We start from the raw sequence: 19,134 nt of genomic DNA, 5'->3' as shown, positions 1-19,134 counted from the left end.
TTAATTTCCTGGTTTTATGTCTGGATTAATGTCTGAATTGAGGCTCGCGCCGGCTTGCAGTTGCCGGTAAAGCGACTCTATTTTCTGGTACAGCACCGGCGGTGAAACGAACTGTAGCTCCAGGGTGTCCGCTTGCAGCGCCACCTGTGTGGTGCTGGCCTTGGTCAGCAGCTGCCCGCTATGCCGGTGTGTGATCTGGTAAGCCACTTTGAGGCGATTCTCGTACTCCAGCAGCGTCGCCTGCACCAGCAATACATCACCGTAAAACGCCGACTTGAGATACTTCAACTGGCAATCCACCACTGGCCACAGATAGCCGGAAGCAGTCGTTTCTGCGAAGTCAAAGTCAAACCTGCGAAACAGGGCGCAACGCGCGATCTCAAGGTATTTCAGGTAATGCCCATGCCAGACCACATGCATCTGGTCTACATCATGAAAAGCAACTTCAACTTCTACAGTTGCAGTAATGACAGGAGTGGAGTCTGCGCTGAGCACGGCCTATTTCCAGAAATTGAAAAAGTTGAACCATTGCAGAGGATACTGCCTGCAATAAGCTTCCAGCCGGTGGGCATAGCGTTGCGCATAGTCGGCCACAGCACGCTGCCGCTCTTTTCTCGGCAGCAGCACTCGCTCGGCAAACGGCTCCAGGAAGATGTGGTGCTCCAGCGGGCCGGGCACACAGAACATCAGGTACACCGGGCACTCCAGCAAACTGGCCAGTATCCATGGCCCCTGGGCAAACGCTGCCGGGTGGCCTAAAAAGTCGGCGCTCACTATGCGGCCATTTTCGGCAGGCGGCGTTCTGTCACCCATGATGACCACCATTTCACCCTGCTCTACCTTCTCTTTCAGCATCACAGCGGTGTCTGGCCCAAACTGGCTCACCTGCAGCAGATTGACGCCGAAATCGCTGCTGGATTTAGCCAGCAAAGCATTAAAGCGTTGCGCATGTTCAGTGTAAACCACGGCATTGATGGTCAATTTGCGCTGTACCGCCAGCGCCCTGGCCATTTCGATATTACCCAGATGCGCACTGACTATCAGCGCGCCCTGCCCGGCGGCAGACTGTTCCGCAAGCGCAAGATGTTCAAGCCCGTGCAGTGTCACCCGCTCAGACGGGATATCGCCTATCCAGGCAGAGAATTTATCCAGGGCCGAACCGGCAAATGTCAGCATATGCCGGAACACCGCCCAATTGCCATGTGCTATCGGCTGGCTGCTGCTCTGGGACAAGCGCTGCAGATACAAGCGGGAAGATCGCCGGGCTGCCTGATTGGCCAGGAAGAAATAAAACACGATAGGGTAAAGCATCAGCCTGGCGACCGGCTTGCCCAGCCAGCGGTAGCTGGCAAGCAACACAGCCATGCCCAGGCGGCTGCCGCGCTCAGGGGTGCTGGACCAATGCGTATCTGTGCCGCTGGCTGGCTGCTTTAGCGAAGCCGGCAGCAGTTTGCGGGCCAGCAATAATGGCAAGCGCCACAGCATGCCCAGGCACAAGCGGGTGTGCATCTTAGTGATACGCACATTGTCATGCCATAGATCAAAATGTGACAGACCATCTTGCGGGTACACCACTCTGGTCGGCAGATTGACGAAGCGGACGCCCTGCCACGCCAGCCGCACAGCGATGGCAGTGTCGAAATCCATGCGCTCGGGCAATCGGGTATGCGCCAGCAGGCGCTGGACTGCGGCTAGCGGATATAACCGGAAACCGCACATGGAATCCTGTATTTCGAACGACAGCGTCTCCAGCCAGACAAACACATGCGTGACATAACGGCCATACAGGCGGCCCCTGGGCACACTGTCATCATAAACCGGCTTACCCGAAATGACTGCCTGCGGCGAGTGCTGGCCAGCCGCCATAAAGCGCGGCACATCTGTGACCGCATGCTGGCCATCGGCATCGATCTGCAAACCATGGCTATAGCCAAGTGCATGTGCCTGCATCAACCCATGCACGACGGCCGCCCCTTTGCCGCGGTTTTGCGGCAAGCGGTATAGCGTGACCAGGTCACAGCTGGCTGCCAGTGTTGCCAGGGTAGCCTGGGTCTGCGCATCGCTGCCGTCATCGACGATCAATATCGGGTACTGATAGGCTGTGAGTTGAGCGACAGTGGCGGTGATGGTGCGGCCATGGTTATAGATAGGGATGATGATGCAGGGTGAAAAAACCATTAAATGCCACCCAGTAACAAACGGCCTGCCGAGTACTTTTTCTCTGCCGATGCATATTCAAAACTTAACACATGCTTGTCTGCCTGCCAGTTGAGCGTCAGGCACAAGCGCATCTCCGGCAGTACCACCGCCAAAAACTTGATGTTCTCCATAGACAGGAAAACGCCGGCAGCATCCGTATATTGCTGGCCATACTGCATGGCCCAGTGCAATTGCACCACACCGGGCAGGATAGGCAAGCCGGGGAAATGCCCGGTAAAAAACGCCAGCTCAGGCTGTATGCGCATATCGATGCGGCAGCTGCTGGCACTCTCGCGATGTATGGCTAATATCTCGGGAAGATTCATGGTATCAATGTGGCGTCGTCGACATAAATAATGCCTGTACGGCAGAAAACTGCACTTTGCCCCTGTCATTGACCGGCAACTCGGCGACAAAACGCCAGTAACGCGGCAATAGCACAGCGTCATAAAACTGGGCCAGATACTGTTTGATCAGTTGCGAACTCGCGCGTTGCGACAAGCCTGACTGTGCCTGCTTGCCCTGCTCACTGAGCACGATCACCGCACCTACCGATTGCCTGCGGCGCGAGACTGCAGAGATCGCCGCATGACTGATCCACGGATGTTCTATCAGGCGTTGTTCCATTTCAGGCAGCGATAAACGCTTGCCCTCAACTTTCAGGATACGGTCCAGGCGGCCGACCAGCCTGAACTGCTGCGGGGCGACGGCCTCAATCTGGTCTTCCAAGCGCATTTCATGGCGGTCAGGGGCAAACGGCGACTGCAACAACAATGCGCCATCCGCATCTGCACGCACCTGCAAGCCTGGCAATGCGCGCCAGACATCTTCGCCTTGCCGCTGCCGCCAGGCGATGGCGCCGGTTTCAGTGCTGCCATAGATCTCTAGCGGCGCGTGATTGAGCAAGCCGCTTAAACGTAGCGCGGTATCAGCCGGCAGCACACCGCCGGAAGAAAGCACCATAGTCAGCTGTTGCTGACTAAGGGTCAGATCCAGCAGGTCAGGCAAGCGTAACAGATGTGCCGGGCTGGAGACCAGCACCACCTTAGGCAGCACGCGCAAGCGCTCCATCAGCATATCCGGTGTCGCACACAAGTGGTTATCAAAGCGGCTACCCAGTACAAAAGGCAGAATCAGGCGAAAGGTAAAGCCATAAAAATGCTGGTGTGGCACGGTGCTGACCACCGCCACCTGGCGCAAGCGCTCGCCCAGCACCTGTTGCAGTGTCTCCAGCTCGCACTGGATCTGCTGCAGTGTTTTTTCTACCGGCTTGGGCTGCCCCGAGGAACCCGAGGTATAAAACACGATAGTGGCTTGTTGCGCCACCAGCGCAGCTAATTCAATACCGGCATGGCTGCCGCCCTCAGGCATGGCTTGCAGCGTCGCATCACAACTTTCGCTCAGTAATTGCATGGTGCCTGGCAGCGTGTTCGGCGGCACAATGACTGTTTTATTGGCGTAGAGCAAGGCCAGCATGCCTATCAGGAACTCCAGCGGTTGCGACAGGGCCAGCATCCATCGCTGCGCCGGGTGCGCAGCGAAAGTTTGCGCGGCAGCGGCTATGCGCTGATGGCATTCTGCCCAGGTCCATGCCCGGGTGCCGTCTATACAGACGATATGGTCAGCAGCAAAAGACTGTGCATGCAACTGGCTTAAACAGAGTGGGCGCTGCATGTTCAAGCTGCCCGTTGTAACCAGTAGCGCCGGAACAGCCACTCACCGGCAAACAGTGCGCCCATGGCCAGGTAGGTGAAAAAGCCGTTATACCAGGCCCAGAACGCTTTGCTGGCATAGAGTGCGGTGTAGAGTGAAAAACAGGTATTCAGCAGCAGGAACACACTCCATACTCTGGTCACATTGCGTGTATACGCGATCGCGCGTGCTGGCAGATCAGGCTGTTGCATGCGGGCAAAGATCTCGACCATGGAAGGCGGGTAGCGCAAAGACAAGGTGAATAACAGCCAGACACCGGCATTCATCGCCGCCGGGTACAGACGCAGCAACAACGGATCATTGGACACCAGCACACTGCACAGCAGCAGACCCAGACCCAGCATGATGACCAGATAAGGGCGGGGGAAAGCGGAAAACAGGTGCTGGATGGTGGATCTGGTCCTGAGCAGCAAGACGACGAGCAGGCCCAACCCTACATAGCGTGGCTCAAAATAAACCAGGCCAAACAGAATGATAAAGGGATAAGCCAGCATGGAGATGGCGGCCAGTACCTGCATCCATGAGAACCTGGCCTCGTGGAGCTTCATCAGGGCTTTAGCCGGAAATCAGCTTGCGCACGGCAGCAACCACATCATTCACCGTTCGTACAGATTTGAAATCTTCCGGTTTGATACGCTTGCCAGTCATGGTCTGCAATTTAATGGCGAGGTCCACTGCATCGATACTGTCGAGATCGAGGTCATGAAACAAATGTGTTTCAGGCTTGATACTCTCTGCATCAAGGTCGAACGTGTCCTTGAATACTGTTTTTAATCGCCCCAAAATTTCCTGATCAGATAATTCTTGTAGCATCACCCTCTTAATCCTATCCCTGTTTTAATTATAGGAAGCCCTGATTCAGGCTTCCGGTTGTTGCGCATCCAGTTGTCGCGTCACAAACTCAGCCAGATTACGCACTGACTGAAAGTTGTTACGGTTGTCGCTATTGGTAGCTTCAATCTGGATCTGATATTTTTTTCGTAACGCCACGCCGATTTCCAGCGCATCTATAGAGTCCAGGCCCAGGCCGCTGGCGTCAAATAACAGCATATCATCGTCAATATCACCTGTGGTCACATCTTCAAGATCCAGGGCGTCTATCACCAGCTGTTTGATTTCTAAAGTGGAAGGCATGTTTACTATTCTATTGATATTATTATTTTAATGGTTAAGTACAAGCTAGCGACCAACTGCGATCTGACTCACAAAATAATCTTCTAGTTTTTTGGTGAGCTGGCGGGCGGAATACCCGTCTGCATCCCTTTCAGCAGCCATCATCACCTCTGTGATGCTGATGGCAGGCTGCACCTCGACAAGCAAATTTGCCTTGGTGCGCGGGATTTTATACCACTTCTCTCCTTTTGTTAATGTGCTGGGCCAGCACTGTATGATGACAGGCGTCAGCATGGCTTTGCTTTTTAACAGGATATGCGCGGTACCACGCTTGAATTTCAGCGGCTCTCCCGGGCGGCTGCGTGTGCCTTCAGGAAAGATGATCAGGTTATTGCCGGCCTGCAATGCCTGTTCGCACTGGTCTATCAGGCTTTCAGAGTCGGAGTTACGTATGTAGTTTGCCGAGCGCACTACCATCCCGACAAAAGGGTTATTCCATAGCTCCTGCTTTACGATGCAATTGACATTCGGCATATAGGCGATGATGGCGATCACATCGATCAAGGTCGGATGATTGGCCAGTATCAGTTGCCCGCTGCATTCAGTCAGGCGTTGCGCCGACCTGATCTCAAATTTGAGCACCCCGGTGAATTGCATCAGCCACAGAAACATGGCGAATGCGGTCTGTATGGTTTTTCGCGCCAGCGACGTACGATATTGACCGGCAAACAAAAAATACAGCGGAAAGATGATGACTGTCATCACCAATGCACCCAGGCCGAACAGAAAGAAACACAATGCAGTGGCAAACAGGCGCCAGGCATAATCAATGCGCTGCATGTTGAAACTCCCATTGCCATGTGCGCCCTTCGCCCTGCCAGGCCGCCGCCTGTTGTTGTTGCATGCTCTGCACCCAGGCCAGCGACATGGGTAACAGCGCTGGTGAGGCAGTCGTCGCTGCGGCCTGCATGGCGAGTTTGACCTTACACAGCGGTGTGGCATCCGACAGCAAGATGCCTACCGCATGCGGCACAAAGGTGCCTGCATCGTCTGTGCGATAAAACGCCGGCGGCGTATCTTCGGCATATAGATAAAGCACCGCTTGTTCTGGCTGGCTCTGCCATTGCAAGGCGGCCTCGAGCAAGCCCATGGCGAATGTATGCTCGCCGGCAGAGATCGCCGTCGAAGGCCAGATGTTTTTCGCCTGCATGGAGTAAACCCCGGTGCTGGCATTCAACACCGCCATACTGAATGCAGTCGGCGACAACGGTTGCGCCGCGACGATCTCCTGCAACATGCCGGTCGTTCTTGCCAGGTCGCCATGCCGCGAGGCGAATACCACGCGCAGGTGCGGATCATAGCCCGCGCACTCATTGGCTACGTGCAGGCACATTTTTGTCAACAGACCCAATTTTCGCCTGATGGAAAGCTCCATAAAGCTCACATCCGGGCTGGCCGCCTGTTCCCCCTGTTGCTGCCAGCTTGCCCACTTTGCAATAGGCAGGACTACTGGGTCGCTATTTTTATTATCTTTGTATACTGTTATCATATGTTAAGAAATATTATCACAAAAACTTTACCAGACCGCTGCCAGCACCACCCCCTGCAGCGGCAAAAATTCTACATGCGTCTTCCATCTGGCCAGCGGTAAAAATGCTGCCGGCGCCCGCTGCAGCACATGCTCGCGTGAAAAGCAGAATTCAGTCATGGCGACCTCTGTTTGCGCAGGCAGACACTTATAGCAGGCCTCTTTTAAACACCACAAACGGTAATAGTGCAAAGGCTGATCCTCCGGCGCTATTTCCGCCATCCAGGCTTTTTCTTCCACATGCAGGAAAAGGTCTTGCCCCACAGCCCAATCCCTGGGCCGTAGATACTCGATATCGACCCCTACCTGCGGCCTGCCAGACCAGGCACAGGCAACGAAATCGCCGCTATGCGAGAAGCTGATGGCAGGCACAACCGCACCGGGTGCAGAAACCGCCTGCGGTGAACAAACCAGCAGCGGCTTGCCATTCTTGAGCGCGCTCAATGCATAATGCTGTACCTGCTCACGACCTAGCGCCCCTTGCAGCGCATGGGCCAGCAACTGCCTGGCCAGGGTAGACTGGCGTGACCTGCGCGCGTGCCTGTCAACTGGGGCATCCAGCATACGGCCTATGCTGATATGCACCGCATGCTCGCCATCACCTGCATCCAGCGCATACACCTGGTCCAGCTGGGTGCTTACAGCGGTATCGAGGTAGTTGAGCATCAGCTTATCTGCACCTTCAGGCCCATAGCCGCATTTTGGCTGCACAAAGCCGGAACCAGCGCTTTTATCGACCGCAGCCGGGCACAGCATTGAAACACATTCACATGTACAAATTGAGACAGCAGCGTATGCCTCAGCGCAGATAAAACAGCGCCGGCCTCATACAGGTGGCATAGCGGCAAGCTGGAACAAGATGGGTCAGGTTTCATCTGATCGCGGAGTGCAAGATAGTTGACTGAAAGAATGTCGGCTAGAGTAGCAGAAATTGCCTAAAATTTACTGGTGGCGTGAACCAATCGCTAGCAGGCAATCAAACCTATCAAATATCGAATCACGACTATCTAATCACGGCTATCTAATCACGGCATCGAATCACCACCTAAAAATGACACCCAGGTTATCCGTACTTGATCTTTCCCCCATTGCTGAAGGCAGCGTAGCGGCACAGTCTTTTAAAAACACACTGGCGCTGGCGCAGCATGCCGAGCGATGGGGCTACCATCGCTACTGGCTGGCAGAACACCATGGCATGCCAGGGATAGCCAGTGCAGCCACCTCTATATTGATAGGCCATGTCGCTGCCGGCACCAGCAGCATACGCGTAGGCGCTGGCGGCATTATGTTGCCCAACCATTCGCCGCTGGTGATCGCCGAGCAATTCGGCACTCTGGAGTCTTTATTCCCCAAGCGCATAGACCTGGGCGTAGGGCGCGCACCAGGCTCAGACCAGGTCACCGCGCGCGCATTGCGCCGCAATCTGGATTCAGATGCGGATGCCTTTCCGCAGGATGTGGTGGAGTTGCTGGATTATTTCGCCACTGACAGCAGGCGCGCGGTCAAGGCCGTGCCGGGCAGCGGCTTGCATGTGCCGGTATGGATACTGGGCTCCAGCCTGTTCGGTGCCCAGCTGGCTGCCGCCCTGGGTCTACCTTTTGCATTCGCCTCGCATTTTGCACCGGCGTATATGATGCAGGCGATAGAGATTTATCGCGACACTTTCAGGCCATCGCAATATCTGGATAAACCCTATCTCATGCTGGGCTTCAATGTGTTCGCAGCCGATACCGAGCAAGAAGCGGTGTTTCTGGCTTCTTCCATGCAACAGGCATTTATCAACTTGCGCAGTGGCAACCCGGGCCAGTTACCGCCACCCGTGTTTGATCTATGGAATCAATTAGGCGGTGCGGAGCGGGCGATCCTCAATCAGGTGCTGTCTTGTTCAGCCATAGGTAATGGGGAAAAGGTGCTGGCAGAGATACAGGCATTTATCGCCAAAACCGGCGCTGATGAGTTGATGGTCACTTCGCAGATATTCGATCAGCAGGCCCGGCTGAGGTCTTATGAGATCACTGCCAATGTTTACAGGGCAGCCTTGCACGCCTGATGCCGGTTAAAATCGAAAGCCCCCTGCACATATCGCCAGGGGGCTTTTTTCGCCTGCAACTATTAGGTTAGTGAGTTTAAAGACTGATAACCCTCTGTCCGCATCCATGCCAATGTTACTTTGGCCTTATTTCATGCCATAGCTGATATCCACGCGTCTATCCCTTTTGTGGCATTCCTCATCTGCGCAATCCTGGCTGGCTTGTTGATTGCCATAGCTGATCGTTACAAGCTGGGCCTTTTTCACCCCATGGTCGCTAAACGCATTCTTCACCGCCTCGGCACGCCGCTTACCCAGCTCATAGTTGTATTTGGCGGTGCCTCTTTCATCGGAGTGACCCTGCAACAGGATCTTGGTCTGCGGATGTGACAACAGGTATTTGGCATGCACGGCGATCAGGTTTTGATATTCCTGCCTGAAAGTGACTTTGTCATATTCAAAATAGATCTGCCGGTTTGAAAGATAGGCTGCATACACGTTCTCGGCATGCGCGGCCTTGTCACTATTGTCTTTAGACTGCGCTTTAGCTGCTGCCGGCTTAGTGCTGGCACCCTCGGCGCTGGCAGCCTCTGTCTTGGCCGGGCTGGTCGGTGCACTTTTACACGCACTTAATAACAATGCCAGGGCAACGATTTTCCAGAGATTATTTTTCATGGTTTGTCCTCATTTTATTAGAAGCTTTTTGTTAGAAGTGAGTCGCTCTCTGCTGAAAAGCGCTCAGGATGCAGTGCTACAGACTCTCAATCTTGGTCTGCACTAGTTAACCATGAGTTCAGTGCTGGTTGATGGAGAGACATCTTTCGCCCTGGTTAGAGTCACTAGTCTGCCGGTGCAGACATCGACTGAAAATCACAGTCAGGCCGAAATTTACTGTTTCCCATATGTCTACAATTTCCGCATTGATCACGGCGTTAAAGCACAGATGTAACCGCTGGCCACTCTCAATCCATCCCGGGCTGATACTCCTGATCCCAGTAAGGCTGTGCGCCGAACCGCTCGGACAGATAGTCGATAAACACCCGCGTTTTCAAAGGCAGGTTGCGTTTGGGCAGATACAAGGCATAAACATGTTGCTCGATCGGCAGGTACTCGGACAATACCGACTTCAGCCGTTTGGCCTGCAAGTCTTTACCAATGATAAATGTAGGCAACAGCGCCAGACCAAAACCACCCAGCACCACCTGCGACAACGCTTCATCATCATTGATGCGCAACCTGCCGGACACATTGACGGTGACTTCACCCGCAGGGCCGTTAAAGCGCCATAAGCCTTTATCGCCCGAGTGTATGTAATCCAGGCAATTATGATGCACCAGATCTTGCGGGATATCAGGTACGCCATACTTTTCAAAATAGGCTGGCGTGGCACACAGGTTACGCCGTATAGGCGCCAAACGTTTAGCCACCAGGCTGAGCGGCAAATCCCTGGTCACGGAGATCACGACGTCATAACCCTCCTCCGTCAGGTCCACCAGGCGATCGGTGATGGTCATGTCGATCTCCAGTTGCGGATACCTGTGCATGAACTCAGCCACGGCGGGCGCAATATGCAAGGTGCCGAAAGCGACCGAGGCAGCCACTTTAAGCATGCCGCGCGGTTGCGCGTTCAGGCTTTCTATCATGTGATGCGCCTCTTCGGCTTCAGCGTTGATGCGCGTGCAATAGTCATAAAAGCTGGCGCCGATCTCGGTCAGGCTCAAATGCCTGGTGCTGCGGTTGAGCAGACTGGCACCCAGGGCCAGCTCCAGCTTCGCTACCGCTTTACTCACTGAAGACTTGCTCAGACCCATCTTCCTCGCGGCGGCCGAGAAACTTTGCTCACTCACCACATGAGCAAAAATAATCATCAGATTTAAATCATACATGACTAGATTGTATCCCAAATGGAAACAGTCATATGCGAGTTGAAGGACTAATTTTATATTTAGAAATGGTTAACATACGACATAGCTGAACTTCGCCCATAAATCATAAACAAGGCCATAAATCATAAACAAGGAAGGTGCGCCATGTACAAAGCATTTGCCAATACCAGTTTGTTTACGCTGACTTATCTTATCTGTCTGCTGCCGACCTACTATTCAGCTTATTCAGGCATGGCAGAACACGCCAGTTTCAGCGCGCCTGCAATACTTTATCTGCTGTCTATGCTGGCCATATGGGGGATCTGTCTGATCAGGGGCGCCGTCATAGGCAAAAACTGGCTGGTGCTTATCCCTACCGTCGCCTTCATATTCAATCTGACACCGGCGCTGACCGCTATCCCTATCGTGCCTTATGCCTATCATTTCCTGGCCATACTGTTAGCGGCAGTCTTGCCCTCTGTCGCCCTCACGCCTGCCGACAGTTATGAGATGAGATAGTCAGGCCCATGGCAAATTTTGCAGACACAGCGGTTGAGCACGCAGGAGTTAAGCGCTTGCCAGGCGCAAGCCTTTTAGAGCTGAGGTGAAAAGCTGAAAAGCGGGATTAGAAAATCTGGCAACTGTGATGCTGCCTGAGCAGATCACCTGGCCATCACAGACTGGATCAGGGTCTTATGCTCCGGCGGCAGGTTCATGAATTCCAGTTTGGTCCTGAATCCTTGCATGCCACATAGCGATGAGAAAATTACCCGGCAATCAAAGCGATAATGCCTGAGTGTAGCGTCAACAAATACCGGCACATTCACTTTGCAAAGTTGCCCGGACTGATACTGCTTATCGGCAAACAGGCTCATGCCGGTGTGTGAGATATCGTGGGTGAAAACAATATATTCACCACCCGAGCTATCGACCAACTGAGATTTTTTTTGCCATGAACGACGGTTACTATCGATGGCGGCGCTTTGCATACTACTGGAAGACATTACTGACCACTACTGACCCTGACTGCATATCTCGTATTATATGCTGTAAGCCTGGTCATCGGCATGCTTCAAGCTCCGTTTAGCAAAACTTTAAAGATGCATTATTGCTGGAATGATCACCTGCCCACACAAAAAACTACCCGCTTTTTAAACAGGTGCGTTTGCCATATTTCAATCCAGACCTGGATTAAAAAAGGATCGCTGCTGCGATCCTCTTTTAACTAGCGGGTTGAAGCGCCCGGTGCCGGCTCTGCGTCAGTAGGCTGTAGCGGATTCTCCTCAGCAGTGCCCGCTTTCTGGTGATTATGTTTTGCTTTCTTGTTTACATGACTACGTTTTTTAGCAGGCTTGCCTGCAGTGGTATCACGGCTATTTTTAGTTTGATCCTGGGCTTGTGGCGTTTCATTCGTACCAAGCTCTGCACCGTCAGTCTGTTTATCAGTGTCGGCGGCAAAGGTTGTCATGGCAAATGCGGAAAATAATAATGCGATTAATAGTTTGCTCATTTTGGTGTCCCTATAAAAGTGTGTGACTGGAAAAATTAGAAGTTGTGTAACTGGATATCTTTTCTGAACTGCCAGTGAATTAGATGATTTATTCACGATTTAAGTTATCCGGCACAATCCCATTCGAGTGTAGGACGGGGCTGACTAGGCCGGGCACACAAGCACAACAAACTGACAGGCATTAATCAGACTTGACAGTCGGTTGCGCAAAATTCTGCGGCTCCCTATCATTGATAGGCAGCGGAACGGCCTGCTCTGCTGTTGACATGGACTCTACCGCGTCACTCAAAGGCTGGGCGGCCGGAGGAATATCGGAGGCATTCCAGCTGATCAGCAACACACCGGCCACCAGCATACCCAGCAGATAAAAAACGACAGTCGCGATGCGCCTGAATTGTTTATTGGTCATCTGGGTACTCCCACATTGAGGACAGCACGCCACCAGTCTGGCAAGTGTTTAAATGCCTGCATCCGGGTTACTGATATCGTTAGCAAAGGTCTTGTTCCTGTCATCGATATTCTGTTTATTCAGCGCTTTATCTTCAACACTGGGTTTTGTACGGCTTCTTTCATATCCGCGCGAATCATCTGCCGGGTCAGTATTCGCCGGATCAATAGAATCAGGGTTCAAGGGATCAAGCCGACTTTCATCAATATGATGCACACTGTGCACATTAGTGTCTTTGTTCAAGGCCATATTTTGCTCCTCAGGAAAGCTTGCAAATATACATAATGGCCTGATTACAATGCGTGCTGTATCCCTGTAAAACTGAAATCCCTGTAGGAAGAATCGTACCTACGAGTCACCCAGTAAGCCCCTCCTACGCACAAATAAGATTTCGGAGGATATGTTTGCAAGCGGCAAAGTCGTTAAATAGTCTACAGGCTAAAAATCATTTCCAGCCGCACAATTTCAATTACCTGAAGGACTTAAAATGAAAAAATTCTTATTTTTGTTAGTGTTGTCAGCCGTTGCCCGTAAAGTGCTTGCTGCAGTTCAAAATAATCAACCAGGGGCTGCAGAAGCGAAAACGAATGAAACCCTGGCTCCATCAGCGCATTAACTGGAAAAGGGGTTCTAGCAAACCCTGCCCCTAGAAAATGCCGGATAGCTGTTGACCTCTATCAAGTGGCAACAAGGCCAAAGTGATCGAGAAACGAAAAGACCCGGGCATACGCCTCGGGTCTTTTTTAAATGGACGCTACTTATGTGAATGACTTACGTCACTGGCTTAGGTGACTGGCCCCTGATAAACAAGTGGACCATACTGATGTTCCACCTGATTGCATCTATAAAAAACCATTCTTTCTTTTATATCAGCTGAAAATCGTTTATTCGCATTGCTGATATTTGGTACCCAGGCATGTTGCTATCATTTTTTCGACCTGGCTCTTTTGTTGGGTGCTGAGTTTGTTTGCGTATGAATCTCTAAAGCTATTTTCAACGCCGTTGCCAAAACTGATGTTCTCCCACATCTGCGCTTTTACATAATCTCTTTTGATGCCTTTGCCCTCGCTGTACAAGACACTCAGATTATTTTGCGCATCCGTATTGCCTTGCTTGGCCGCCTTCAGATACCAGGAATGTGCTTTTTTATAATCGATCGCAGTGCCATGACCGAATTGATAAATGATGCCCAGATTTAATTGAGCCACTGAATTGCCCAGCTCTGCGGACTTGCTGAACCAATGCGCAGCTTTTCTGTAGTCTTTATAGGCGGTATCGTCATTCGCATAAAACAGGCCCAGGTAAAAGCCGGCCCGTGCATTATCTTTCACTTCTGGCCTGGTGAGCCATTTGATGGCCGCTTTGGGGTCTATAGGGTGCAACGTCAGCAGCAAATACCCCAGCCCGAGGATAGAATCAGGGTCGCCCTGGTCCGCTCCTTTCTTATACATTTCATAAGCCTGATCCCGGCTTTGGCTGACACCGTTGCCCAATCTGTATGCATCACCCAAACTGACATAGGCTGGTACATAATTTTGCTCGGCAGCCCGCTGTAACCATTTCACAGCATTCTCGGGGGTGCGGGAGACGCCTGCACCATCCCAGTAAAGCAGGCCCAGATAATACTGCGCCCTTGCCTCACCCTGCTCCGCTGCCTTGTATAACCAATCCGCAGCCTGAAAGTAATCCCGCTCTACACCATCGCCATGCACGTACATCTCGCCCAGTATCATTTGCGCAACCGGGTGCCCCTGCTCACCGGCCTTGGTGAACCAGTAGATGGCTTTTTCTGTGTTGCTGAAACGACTGTTATTTTTATAGTAGGTCAGGCCCAGGTTCATCTGGGCGGCCATCACTCCTTTTTCTGCAAGCGGCGTATACAGTTTGAAAGCGGTTTCGTAATCACCTTTGTTAAAAGCCGTATTGGCATCCTCTAGCGTTGGGGCATTGGCATTGGTATTTGATTTTGATTTGCGCTTTCTGATCGCATCGGCCAGCGGTTGTTTTACCGATTCAAATGAGCGTATCTCTACTGTTCTCACGTCTAGCAACTCAATAATATGCCAGCCATAACGGGTTTTGATGGGTGCGGGAGAGATTTCCCCGGGGGATAAAGAGGTAAATCCATTCGCGAACTCCTGATACAACGCGCCAGGGAAGACCCAGCCCAGTTCTCCACTCATATTGTTTGAACCCGGATCTATGGAGATCGCTGATGCCACCCTGCCGAAGGTCTCACCCTCATGCAGTCGTTTCAAAGCGGATAGCGCCTCATTTTCGGTAGCGACCAGTATGTGCCGGACCAGAAACTCTTTGCCGGTAAAGTTCTGAACATATACCTCATAGGCGATCTCCAGCTCTTTATCTGTCACCTCGATAGGCGCTTCTTCCATGGGCGTAATGGCAAATGCTGCTGAAAGGCTGAATATCGATGCAAAAAGCATGAGGACGATAGGTAAGAACGGCTGTTTCTTATTAATATGCCCATTACAACTAGCAATCATGAGTTTAATCCCACGTAATTATTTTTAATCATTGTAAATAAGAATTTAGCGCATTTCAAAATAAAAAACCAAGGCGACCCTTGAGCTGCCATTGTGACCTATGCCCTGAGCGAGCATACACATCGCCAGGCGCGGCGCTGCTGTTTACCAGGGATGGTTGTAGATATTCACTTGGGAACAATTTGGTTGAATGCGGAAGTCATGGCTTTAGTCAGCATCTCATTCAGCAGTTCGGTGGACTTGGACTGCATCAGCGGGCCTATCTCGTTCTGCCTGGCTTTAAGCTCACCTGAATATTTAGATGATGGCCCTTCATCCATTAAGGATTGCAACTTTTCAGCGTTGATCACCTGAGCATAGGCAGAAGCTAAATTCTGATCCCATTTCTGTTGATATTGGGGGATGACTTTATCAATTTCACTTCTGACCAGTGCTTGTGCTTTTTGCTCACCAACCTTATTGACGATCATTTTATAGGTTTGAGTTTGAGCTGAGACTTGATAGCTGATCAGTGCCAAGTTTTGACCAAAGTGATACTTCTGGACCAGCTTCAACGCAATCTCTTCAGAATCAGCCGCGATCACGGCCGTTGAAAGCAAGCTTGAAAGCATCAGGGCGTAAATTATTTTTTTCATTATTCTCTTCAAATGACCGGGTTAACAAGCCTGATACTAGCAACACCTTACAGGCTACAGCTTGCGCTTATTGGATAAAAATCAACTGCCATAACACGCCAGCATAACGCCGAATTATTTCACTGTGATTTCCAGCCTATCAATCTATGCTCGCTCACTGTTTTGAGCTATGCTGTATAAAAAAATTTAGTTATATATATTTGATGTAAAACTAAAACACTTAAATTATCTGACGAAAGGTGACAACATGAAAACGATATTTCTACTCATCTATCTAGCGCTTTACCCATGCTTTGGCATTGCAGCAACAGCTCACGCTTCTTTAAGTAATTTCAGGTTTGAAATCATATCCGGTGAGGGTGCGACATTCGTTCCAGACAGCTTTTATTCACAAGTCATCTCCACCGTCCATACTCAGTCCCGCGAAGAAGTTCAGGATAAGCTACCTGCACCATACATATATGATATCTCTGCGGTCACGACAGGAGGTCATGGGCAGGCAGTGACTAACATCAGCTACGCCCCTGGCTCCACTCCGGTCTTCAGCTCTGATGCAACTGCGACACGCGGTACTGCAGACAGCTATGGGCAGACATTTTTTTCTCTGAACTATATCGCAAACAGTGTCATAAAAATTTCTGCTGATGCGCATGTCAGCGGTACTGCAGGCGAAAAAGATATCGTAACGACTATTGCGGCTATCCGTGGAGCGAATATCGGCCCCAATGGCGGAATAGCTAATCACTTCGAACCAAACATCGGATATGCCAGCTATCCGTACGCCTTTGATGGAGACTGGAGCTTTTCGAGGACCCTGTCGTTTACTTTCAGCTACCCAACTGACACGATTCTGTATTTCGCTTCAAAAACCTATGCCTCGGTTGAAATTAATCCATACATCCCTACCCAGGTGCCAGAACCGCAGAGCTACGTCATGGCATTTTTAGGATTAATGATGCTTGCTGCTAAAAACTTCAGGGCACTCAAAGCACGTTAACGCGAGCGATGCCTAATGCCCATCGGTGTTAATACTTAGACCATGGGCTGCCAGATAGCGTGCTTCTTTACGCATACAAAACGAAAAAAGACCCAAGGCGTTAACCTTGGGTCTTTCATTTTGCATGATCCAGTGCAGATCTGAGCGTCGCGTAAACCTTTAAATCATTACTCGACTAAAACTCAATCATTTATTCGGACCGACTGTTCAGCTGGGTATCAGACAGATTCGCGGCATCAATGCCCCTGGCCACTCTTCAGGATATCGGTATTGAAACCAAGCACCTTACCCGCCCAGATAAACACCACCCACACCAGCACGCCAAAGGGCAAATAGCCTGCAAAGCCCAGCAGTGGCATTTCAGCATGCAGATGAATCACATTCACATAGGGGATATCGTAAAGCCAGTAGTTGGGGTTGGTGACCGGCAATACGGGATGCGCGCTGCCGTAGTTCCAGATCTCCCAGAAGAATCCGTTAAACAATGAGCTGAGTGCCATCAGCAGTACCGGGCTCCAGTTACCCTTGGCGACATCGGTGAATGGGGTCCAGATACCACGCATCATCAATATGCCGGAGATGCCTATCAAGGGCGCGATCCACATTGCCCAGAATAAAGGGTAAGGCCAGAACGGCACGGCGGCAAACAACACAAAACTCAGATATAGCATAGGCTTTGCCGGGAGCGCCAGTGCCGGGCCCTGGGCATAGCGCCCTGCAATCTTGGGAAAAGCATTCAGCAAGGTATACCACTCAAAAATGGCAGGCCAAACGGTGGAATAGGCAAAAATAAATATCCACACTATGGTGGCATGGCTTAACCCTGGGATATCAGTATTGGGGTAATACCAGTTGCCTAAAGCAAAATAATCGAAATATTCAAAGAAATACCAGCCAAAAATCGAGACGCCGGCACTGATAAGAAATGTCTTTGGACGGCTGGCAAACAGTGAGTAGCCACCAGAATAGCGAAATGCCAGGCCATCAAGGACAAAGATAAACCCCCACCACATGGGAGTAAAAGCGTAATAAACCAGATCACCAAACGGTGTGGTTCGCGTCCACATCAACCACCAGAAAAACAGGGTGGCCACCAGGCCGGCCCAAAACCACCAGGGTAATGCGCGCAGTGCAGGCCGCGGGGATGGGGCGGCTGGCTTAAAGCCAAACCATTGCGGGAATATTAAAAAAACCGCAAATGCGGCTTCGAGCAAAGCGACCGCTATAAAAACCAGCAGATTAAACCCGGGCGGGTCTTCAACAAACTGTGGTGGAAAAACGCCGAAACCTGGCGGCAGATGCGTGGATGGGTAGGCGAACCAGGACGCTGCTAACGGAATCAGTAGCATCGCGACCACGGCCATCACCAGCGCAGAACGTGTTGCAGTTGCAAACATAAACTCTCCCTTTTTGATTTATATACGATGTGTTGCTCAAGCATGAGCTGTTATTAAGTATCGAATCATCCCTTTGCAGGAGCCAATAATATAACCTACAAAATAAAAAAGACTCAAGGCGGTAACCTTGAGTCTTTTTGCAGTGGTGGCTGCTCTGTGAGCCTGCTAACAATCATCACCAAATTCAGGAAGCCTATCAGGCGATTCTAATCGCCTGACCATAGATCAAGAGCAGTTAATCTGGATAGTGTTTGCGGCTGCGACCGCCTGTTTTAATTTGTCTGCTGCAGATAAATTCAGATTGAATTCATCTGGCAAAACTAAACTGAATACGATCAGAACAACTTTAAGACAAGGCTGAGCTAGATGACAAACAGAGATCCATACTGGTATTTTTGCTTATGCATTTTATTACTGGGCATCAGCGCCCAGGGATGGGCAGGGCCGCAGGAAGATGGCGGCTACTGGTATACCTTGCGCTTACAAGGCAAGTTGCCTGTGCAGAATTTGTACTGGAACATGGATATTAACCCCCGTTATCGTAATGAAGGTGCGCATATTGATTACCTGTATTATCGCCCGGCCATTTTTTACAAACCTGATCGCAAAACCAGCCTGTGGTTAGGGCACGACACCATCATTGGCCATCCGGCCGGGAGATCCGCTTATCACGAGAATCGCTGGTGGGAGCAATTTCAGTATCAGTTTGACGCAATCGCCTCAACCACCCTGAGCAACCGCACGCGTTTTGAAGAGCGCGAACGGGCAGGTTTCCACGATGTGGGATACAGGTTACGTGAAATGATCAAATCCTCTACCCCATTCAAAAATCACCCCACTCTGTTTTTTATCGTGTCTGACGAGCTGTTTATAAACCTGGGGACAACTGATTGGGGCGCAACACGCGGTTTTGACCAGAATCGTTTTTTTGTTGGCATAGACTGGAAAATCACTGAGCGCTGCAGCATGGAAACAGGTTATTTGAATCAGTTCGTTCACAAAACCACTTACAACCAGGAAAATCACATCATCAATACCGCACTGAGTTTTAAGTTTTAAGGTATCAGGTGCAAATTAATATAGGATGCAGGTCAAATATAAGGTTCAGGTCATTCGCATTTAAGCACTGGCTTTTT

The 19,134-nt window shown here is 51.0% G+C and carries 24 protein-coding genes; 5 read left to right on the top strand and 19 right to left on the bottom strand.

What is annotated here, in order from left to right; translation table 11 throughout:
- The 10 genes from ACT6RZ_RS07450 to ACT6RZ_RS07405 are packed head-to-tail and all read right to left on the bottom strand — an operon-like array spanning window position 1 to window position 7,369.
- Window positions 1–495: an acyl-CoA thioesterase gene (locus ACT6RZ_RS07450; RefSeq protein WP_444701497.1), complete on the bottom strand. Its 495-nt coding sequence runs from the start codon at window positions 493–495 to the stop codon at window positions 1–3.
- A gap of 3 nt (window positions 496–498) precedes the next feature.
- Complete coding sequence (locus ACT6RZ_RS07445; RefSeq protein ID WP_444701496.1) at window positions 499–2,178, bottom strand: glycosyltransferase family 2 protein; 1,680 nt, start codon at window positions 2,176–2,178, stop codon at window positions 499–501.
- Window positions 2,178–2,525: an ApeI family dehydratase gene (locus tag ACT6RZ_RS07440; RefSeq protein WP_444701495.1), complete on the bottom strand. Its 348-nt coding sequence runs from the start codon at window positions 2,523–2,525 to the stop codon at window positions 2,178–2,180. Before ACT6RZ_RS07440 ends, ACT6RZ_RS07445 begins: the two co-directional genes overlap by 1 nt.
- Window positions 2,526–2,529: 4 nt before the next feature.
- Window positions 2,530–3,873 carry an AMP-binding protein gene (locus ACT6RZ_RS07435; protein ID WP_444701494.1) on the bottom strand — a complete coding sequence of 448 codons (1,344 nt, stop codon included), beginning with the start codon at window positions 3,871–3,873 and terminating at the stop codon, window positions 2,530–2,532.
- 2 nt (window positions 3,874–3,875) lie between these two features.
- A complete protein-coding gene (locus ACT6RZ_RS07430; protein WP_444701493.1) occupies window positions 3,876–4,460 on the bottom strand; it encodes a hypothetical protein in 585 nt (194 codons plus the stop codon).
- Between the two features lie 7 nt (window positions 4,461–4,467).
- Complete coding sequence (locus ACT6RZ_RS07425; protein ID WP_444701492.1) at window positions 4,468–4,725, bottom strand: acyl carrier protein; 258 nt, start codon at window positions 4,723–4,725, stop codon at window positions 4,468–4,470.
- A gap of 45 nt (window positions 4,726–4,770) precedes the next feature.
- Window positions 4,771–5,046, bottom strand: coding sequence for a phosphopantetheine-binding protein (locus ACT6RZ_RS07420; protein WP_444701491.1), 276 nt, complete (start codon window positions 5,044–5,046; stop codon window positions 4,771–4,773).
- Window positions 5,047–5,091: 45 nt separating this feature from the next.
- Window positions 5,092–5,865: a lysophospholipid acyltransferase family protein gene (locus tag ACT6RZ_RS07415; RefSeq protein WP_444701490.1), complete on the bottom strand. Its 774-nt coding sequence runs from the start codon at window positions 5,863–5,865 to the stop codon at window positions 5,092–5,094.
- A complete protein-coding gene (locus tag ACT6RZ_RS07410) occupies window positions 5,852–6,574 on the bottom strand; it encodes a beta-ketoacyl synthase chain length factor (protein WP_444701489.1) in 723 nt (240 codons plus the stop codon). The genes ACT6RZ_RS07415 and ACT6RZ_RS07410 overlap by 14 nt, the downstream gene beginning before the upstream one ends.
- Window positions 6,575–6,601: 27 nt before the next feature.
- Entirely contained in the window at window positions 6,602–7,369 is a 768-nt protein-coding gene (locus tag ACT6RZ_RS07405; protein ID WP_444701488.1) for a 4'-phosphopantetheinyl transferase family protein, read from the bottom strand.
- A 295-nt stretch (window positions 7,370–7,664) separates the two neighbouring features.
- Between ACT6RZ_RS07405 and ACT6RZ_RS07400 the strand changes: the two genes are divergently transcribed.
- A complete protein-coding gene (locus tag ACT6RZ_RS07400) occupies window positions 7,665–8,663 on the top strand; it encodes an LLM class flavin-dependent oxidoreductase (RefSeq protein ID WP_444701487.1) in 999 nt (332 codons plus the stop codon).
- 126 nt (window positions 8,664–8,789) lie between these two features.
- Here ACT6RZ_RS07400 and ACT6RZ_RS07395 read toward each other — a convergent pair whose 3' ends face one another.
- Both ACT6RZ_RS07395 and ACT6RZ_RS07390 read right to left on the bottom strand, forming a co-directional pair.
- On the bottom strand, window positions 8,790–9,317 hold the full coding sequence (locus ACT6RZ_RS07395; protein ID WP_444701486.1) for an OmpA family protein: 528 nt from the start codon (window positions 9,315–9,317) through the stop codon (window positions 8,790–8,792).
- Window positions 9,318–9,604: 287 nt separating this feature from the next.
- Window positions 9,605–10,528, bottom strand: coding sequence for a LysR family transcriptional regulator (locus ACT6RZ_RS07390; RefSeq protein ID WP_444701485.1), 924 nt, complete (start codon window positions 10,526–10,528; stop codon window positions 9,605–9,607).
- 144 nt (window positions 10,529–10,672) lie between these two features.
- Here ACT6RZ_RS07390 and ACT6RZ_RS07385 point away from each other — a divergent pair, with 144 nt between their 5' ends.
- Window positions 10,673–11,026, top strand: coding sequence for a hypothetical protein (locus ACT6RZ_RS07385; protein WP_444701484.1), 354 nt, complete (start codon window positions 10,673–10,675; stop codon window positions 11,024–11,026).
- Between the two features lie 143 nt (window positions 11,027–11,169).
- Here ACT6RZ_RS07385 and ACT6RZ_RS07380 read toward each other — a convergent pair whose 3' ends face one another.
- The 4 genes from ACT6RZ_RS07380 to ACT6RZ_RS07365 all read right to left on the bottom strand — a co-directional run bounded on the left by ACT6RZ_RS07380 (window position 11,170) and on the right by ACT6RZ_RS07365 (window position 12,714).
- Window positions 11,170–11,511, bottom strand: coding sequence for a PilZ domain-containing protein (locus ACT6RZ_RS07380; protein WP_444701483.1), 342 nt, complete (start codon window positions 11,509–11,511; stop codon window positions 11,170–11,172).
- 221 nt (window positions 11,512–11,732) lie between these two features.
- Complete coding sequence (locus tag ACT6RZ_RS07375; protein WP_444701482.1) at window positions 11,733–12,017, bottom strand: hypothetical protein; 285 nt, start codon at window positions 12,015–12,017, stop codon at window positions 11,733–11,735.
- A gap of 181 nt (window positions 12,018–12,198) precedes the next feature.
- Window positions 12,199–12,426 carry a hypothetical protein gene (locus ACT6RZ_RS07370; RefSeq protein ID WP_444701481.1) on the bottom strand — a complete coding sequence of 76 codons (228 nt, stop codon included), beginning with the start codon at window positions 12,424–12,426 and terminating at the stop codon, window positions 12,199–12,201.
- 48 nt (window positions 12,427–12,474) lie between these two features.
- Window positions 12,475–12,714 carry a hypothetical protein gene (locus ACT6RZ_RS07365; RefSeq protein WP_444701480.1) on the bottom strand — a complete coding sequence of 80 codons (240 nt, stop codon included), beginning with the start codon at window positions 12,712–12,714 and terminating at the stop codon, window positions 12,475–12,477.
- Window positions 12,715–12,952: 238 nt separating this feature from the next.
- Between ACT6RZ_RS07365 and ACT6RZ_RS07360 the strand changes: the two genes are divergently transcribed.
- Window positions 12,953–13,081 carry a hypothetical protein gene (locus ACT6RZ_RS07360; protein ID WP_444701479.1) on the top strand — a complete coding sequence of 43 codons (129 nt, stop codon included), beginning with the start codon at window positions 12,953–12,955 and terminating at the stop codon, window positions 13,079–13,081.
- 268 nt (window positions 13,082–13,349) lie between these two features.
- Here ACT6RZ_RS07360 and ACT6RZ_RS07355 read toward each other — a convergent pair whose 3' ends face one another.
- Both ACT6RZ_RS07355 and ACT6RZ_RS07350 read right to left on the bottom strand, forming a co-directional pair.
- Window positions 13,350–14,909 carry a peptidylprolyl isomerase gene (locus tag ACT6RZ_RS07355; protein WP_444701478.1) on the bottom strand — a complete coding sequence of 520 codons (1,560 nt, stop codon included), beginning with the start codon at window positions 14,907–14,909 and terminating at the stop codon, window positions 13,350–13,352.
- 227 nt (window positions 14,910–15,136) lie between these two features.
- A complete protein-coding gene (locus ACT6RZ_RS07350) occupies window positions 15,137–15,604 on the bottom strand; it encodes a hypothetical protein (RefSeq protein WP_444701477.1) in 468 nt (155 codons plus the stop codon).
- A gap of 247 nt (window positions 15,605–15,851) precedes the next feature.
- On the opposite strand from ACT6RZ_RS07350, the gene ACT6RZ_RS07345 reads away from it, so the two are divergent.
- Window positions 15,852–16,601, top strand: a complete 750-nt coding sequence (locus ACT6RZ_RS07345) for a hypothetical protein (RefSeq protein WP_444701476.1) — start codon at window positions 15,852–15,854, stop codon at window positions 16,599–16,601.
- Between the two features lie 236 nt (window positions 16,602–16,837).
- On the opposite strand, the gene ACT6RZ_RS07340 is transcribed toward ACT6RZ_RS07345, so the two are convergent.
- On the bottom strand, window positions 16,838–17,998 hold the full coding sequence (locus ACT6RZ_RS07340) for a mechanosensitive ion channel protein MscS (RefSeq protein WP_444701475.1): 1,161 nt from the start codon (window positions 17,996–17,998) through the stop codon (window positions 16,838–16,840).
- A gap of 366 nt (window positions 17,999–18,364) precedes the next feature.
- On the opposite strand from ACT6RZ_RS07340, the gene ACT6RZ_RS07335 reads away from it, so the two are divergent.
- Window positions 18,365–19,057 carry a DUF2490 domain-containing protein gene (locus ACT6RZ_RS07335; RefSeq protein WP_444701474.1) on the top strand — a complete coding sequence of 231 codons (693 nt, stop codon included), beginning with the start codon at window positions 18,365–18,367 and terminating at the stop codon, window positions 19,055–19,057.
- The last annotated feature ends 77 nt before the right edge of the window (window positions 19,058–19,134 follow it).

The sequence above is a fragment of the Methylophilus sp. genome (assembly GCF_052437885.1).
Taxonomy (GTDB): domain Bacteria; phylum Pseudomonadota; class Gammaproteobacteria; order Burkholderiales; family Methylophilaceae; genus Methylophilus.
The sequence above is the reverse complement of the archived record's forward strand: the minus strand, read 5'-3'. Positions and strand labels throughout refer to the sequence as shown.

What these genes read in the sequence shown, in the direction of transcription:
- ACT6RZ_RS07340 (WP_444701475.1), bottom strand. Translation starts at nt 17,998, where the DNA reads ATGTTTGCAACTGCAACACGTTCTGCGCTGGTGATGGCCGTGGTCGCG.
- ACT6RZ_RS07420 (WP_444701491.1), bottom strand. Translation starts at nt 5,046, where the DNA reads ATGCCTTCCACTTTAGAAATCAAACAGCTGGTGATAGACGCCCTGGAT.
- ACT6RZ_RS07390 (WP_444701485.1), bottom strand. Translation starts at nt 10,528, where the DNA reads ATGTATGATTTAAATCTGATGATTATTTTTGCTCATGTGGTGAGTGAG.
- ACT6RZ_RS07435 (WP_444701494.1), bottom strand. Translation starts at nt 3,873, where the DNA reads ATGCAGCGCCCACTCTGTTTAAGCCAGTTGCATGCACAGTCTTTTGCT.
- ACT6RZ_RS07400 (WP_444701487.1), top strand. Translation starts at nt 7,665, where the DNA reads ATGACACCCAGGTTATCCGTACTTGATCTTTCCCCCATTGCTGAAGGC.
- ACT6RZ_RS07375 (WP_444701482.1), bottom strand. Translation starts at nt 12,017, where the DNA reads ATGAGCAAACTATTAATCGCATTATTATTTTCCGCATTTGCCATGACA.
- ACT6RZ_RS07415 (WP_444701490.1), bottom strand. Translation starts at nt 5,865, where the DNA reads ATGCAGCGCATTGATTATGCCTGGCGCCTGTTTGCCACTGCATTGTGT.
- ACT6RZ_RS07345 (WP_444701476.1), top strand. Translation starts at nt 15,852, where the DNA reads ATGAAAACGATATTTCTACTCATCTATCTAGCGCTTTACCCATGCTTT.
- ACT6RZ_RS07335 (WP_444701474.1), top strand. Translation starts at nt 18,365, where the DNA reads ATGACAAACAGAGATCCATACTGGTATTTTTGCTTATGCATTTTATTA.
- ACT6RZ_RS07425 (WP_444701492.1), bottom strand. Translation starts at nt 4,725, where the DNA reads ATGCTACAAGAATTATCTGATCAGGAAATTTTGGGGCGATTAAAAACA.
- ACT6RZ_RS07385 (WP_444701484.1), top strand. Translation starts at nt 10,673, where the DNA reads ATGTACAAAGCATTTGCCAATACCAGTTTGTTTACGCTGACTTATCTT.
- ACT6RZ_RS07430 (WP_444701493.1), bottom strand. Translation starts at nt 4,460, where the DNA reads ATGAAGCTCCACGAGGCCAGGTTCTCATGGATGCAGGTACTGGCCGCC.
- ACT6RZ_RS07410 (WP_444701489.1), bottom strand. Translation starts at nt 6,574, where the DNA reads ATGATAACAGTATACAAAGATAATAAAAATAGCGACCCAGTAGTCCTG.
- ACT6RZ_RS07365 (WP_444701480.1), bottom strand. Translation starts at nt 12,714, where the DNA reads ATGGCCTTGAACAAAGACACTAATGTGCACAGTGTGCATCATATTGAT.
- ACT6RZ_RS07380 (WP_444701483.1), bottom strand. Translation starts at nt 11,511, where the DNA reads ATGTCTTCCAGTAGTATGCAAAGCGCCGCCATCGATAGTAACCGTCGT.
- ACT6RZ_RS07440 (WP_444701495.1), bottom strand. Translation starts at nt 2,525, where the DNA reads ATGAATCTTCCCGAGATATTAGCCATACATCGCGAGAGTGCCAGCAGC.
- ACT6RZ_RS07395 (WP_444701486.1), bottom strand. Translation starts at nt 9,317, where the DNA reads ATGAAAAATAATCTCTGGAAAATCGTTGCCCTGGCATTGTTATTAAGT.
- ACT6RZ_RS07445 (WP_444701496.1), bottom strand. Translation starts at nt 2,178, where the DNA reads ATGGTTTTTTCACCCTGCATCATCATCCCTATCTATAACCATGGCCGC.
- ACT6RZ_RS07350 (WP_444701477.1), bottom strand. Translation starts at nt 15,604, where the DNA reads ATGAAAAAAATAATTTACGCCCTGATGCTTTCAAGCTTGCTTTCAACG.
- ACT6RZ_RS07370 (WP_444701481.1), bottom strand. Translation starts at nt 12,426, where the DNA reads ATGACCAATAAACAATTCAGGCGCATCGCGACTGTCGTTTTTTATCTG.
- ACT6RZ_RS07405 (WP_444701488.1), bottom strand. Translation starts at nt 7,369, where the DNA reads ATGCTGTGCCCGGCTGCGGTCGATAAAAGCGCTGGTTCCGGCTTTGTG.
- ACT6RZ_RS07360 (WP_444701479.1), top strand. Translation starts at nt 12,953, where the DNA reads ATGAAAAAATTCTTATTTTTGTTAGTGTTGTCAGCCGTTGCCCGTAAA.
- ACT6RZ_RS07355 (WP_444701478.1), bottom strand. Translation starts at nt 14,909, where the DNA reads ATGCTTTTTGCATCGATATTCAGCCTTTCAGCAGCATTTGCCATTACG.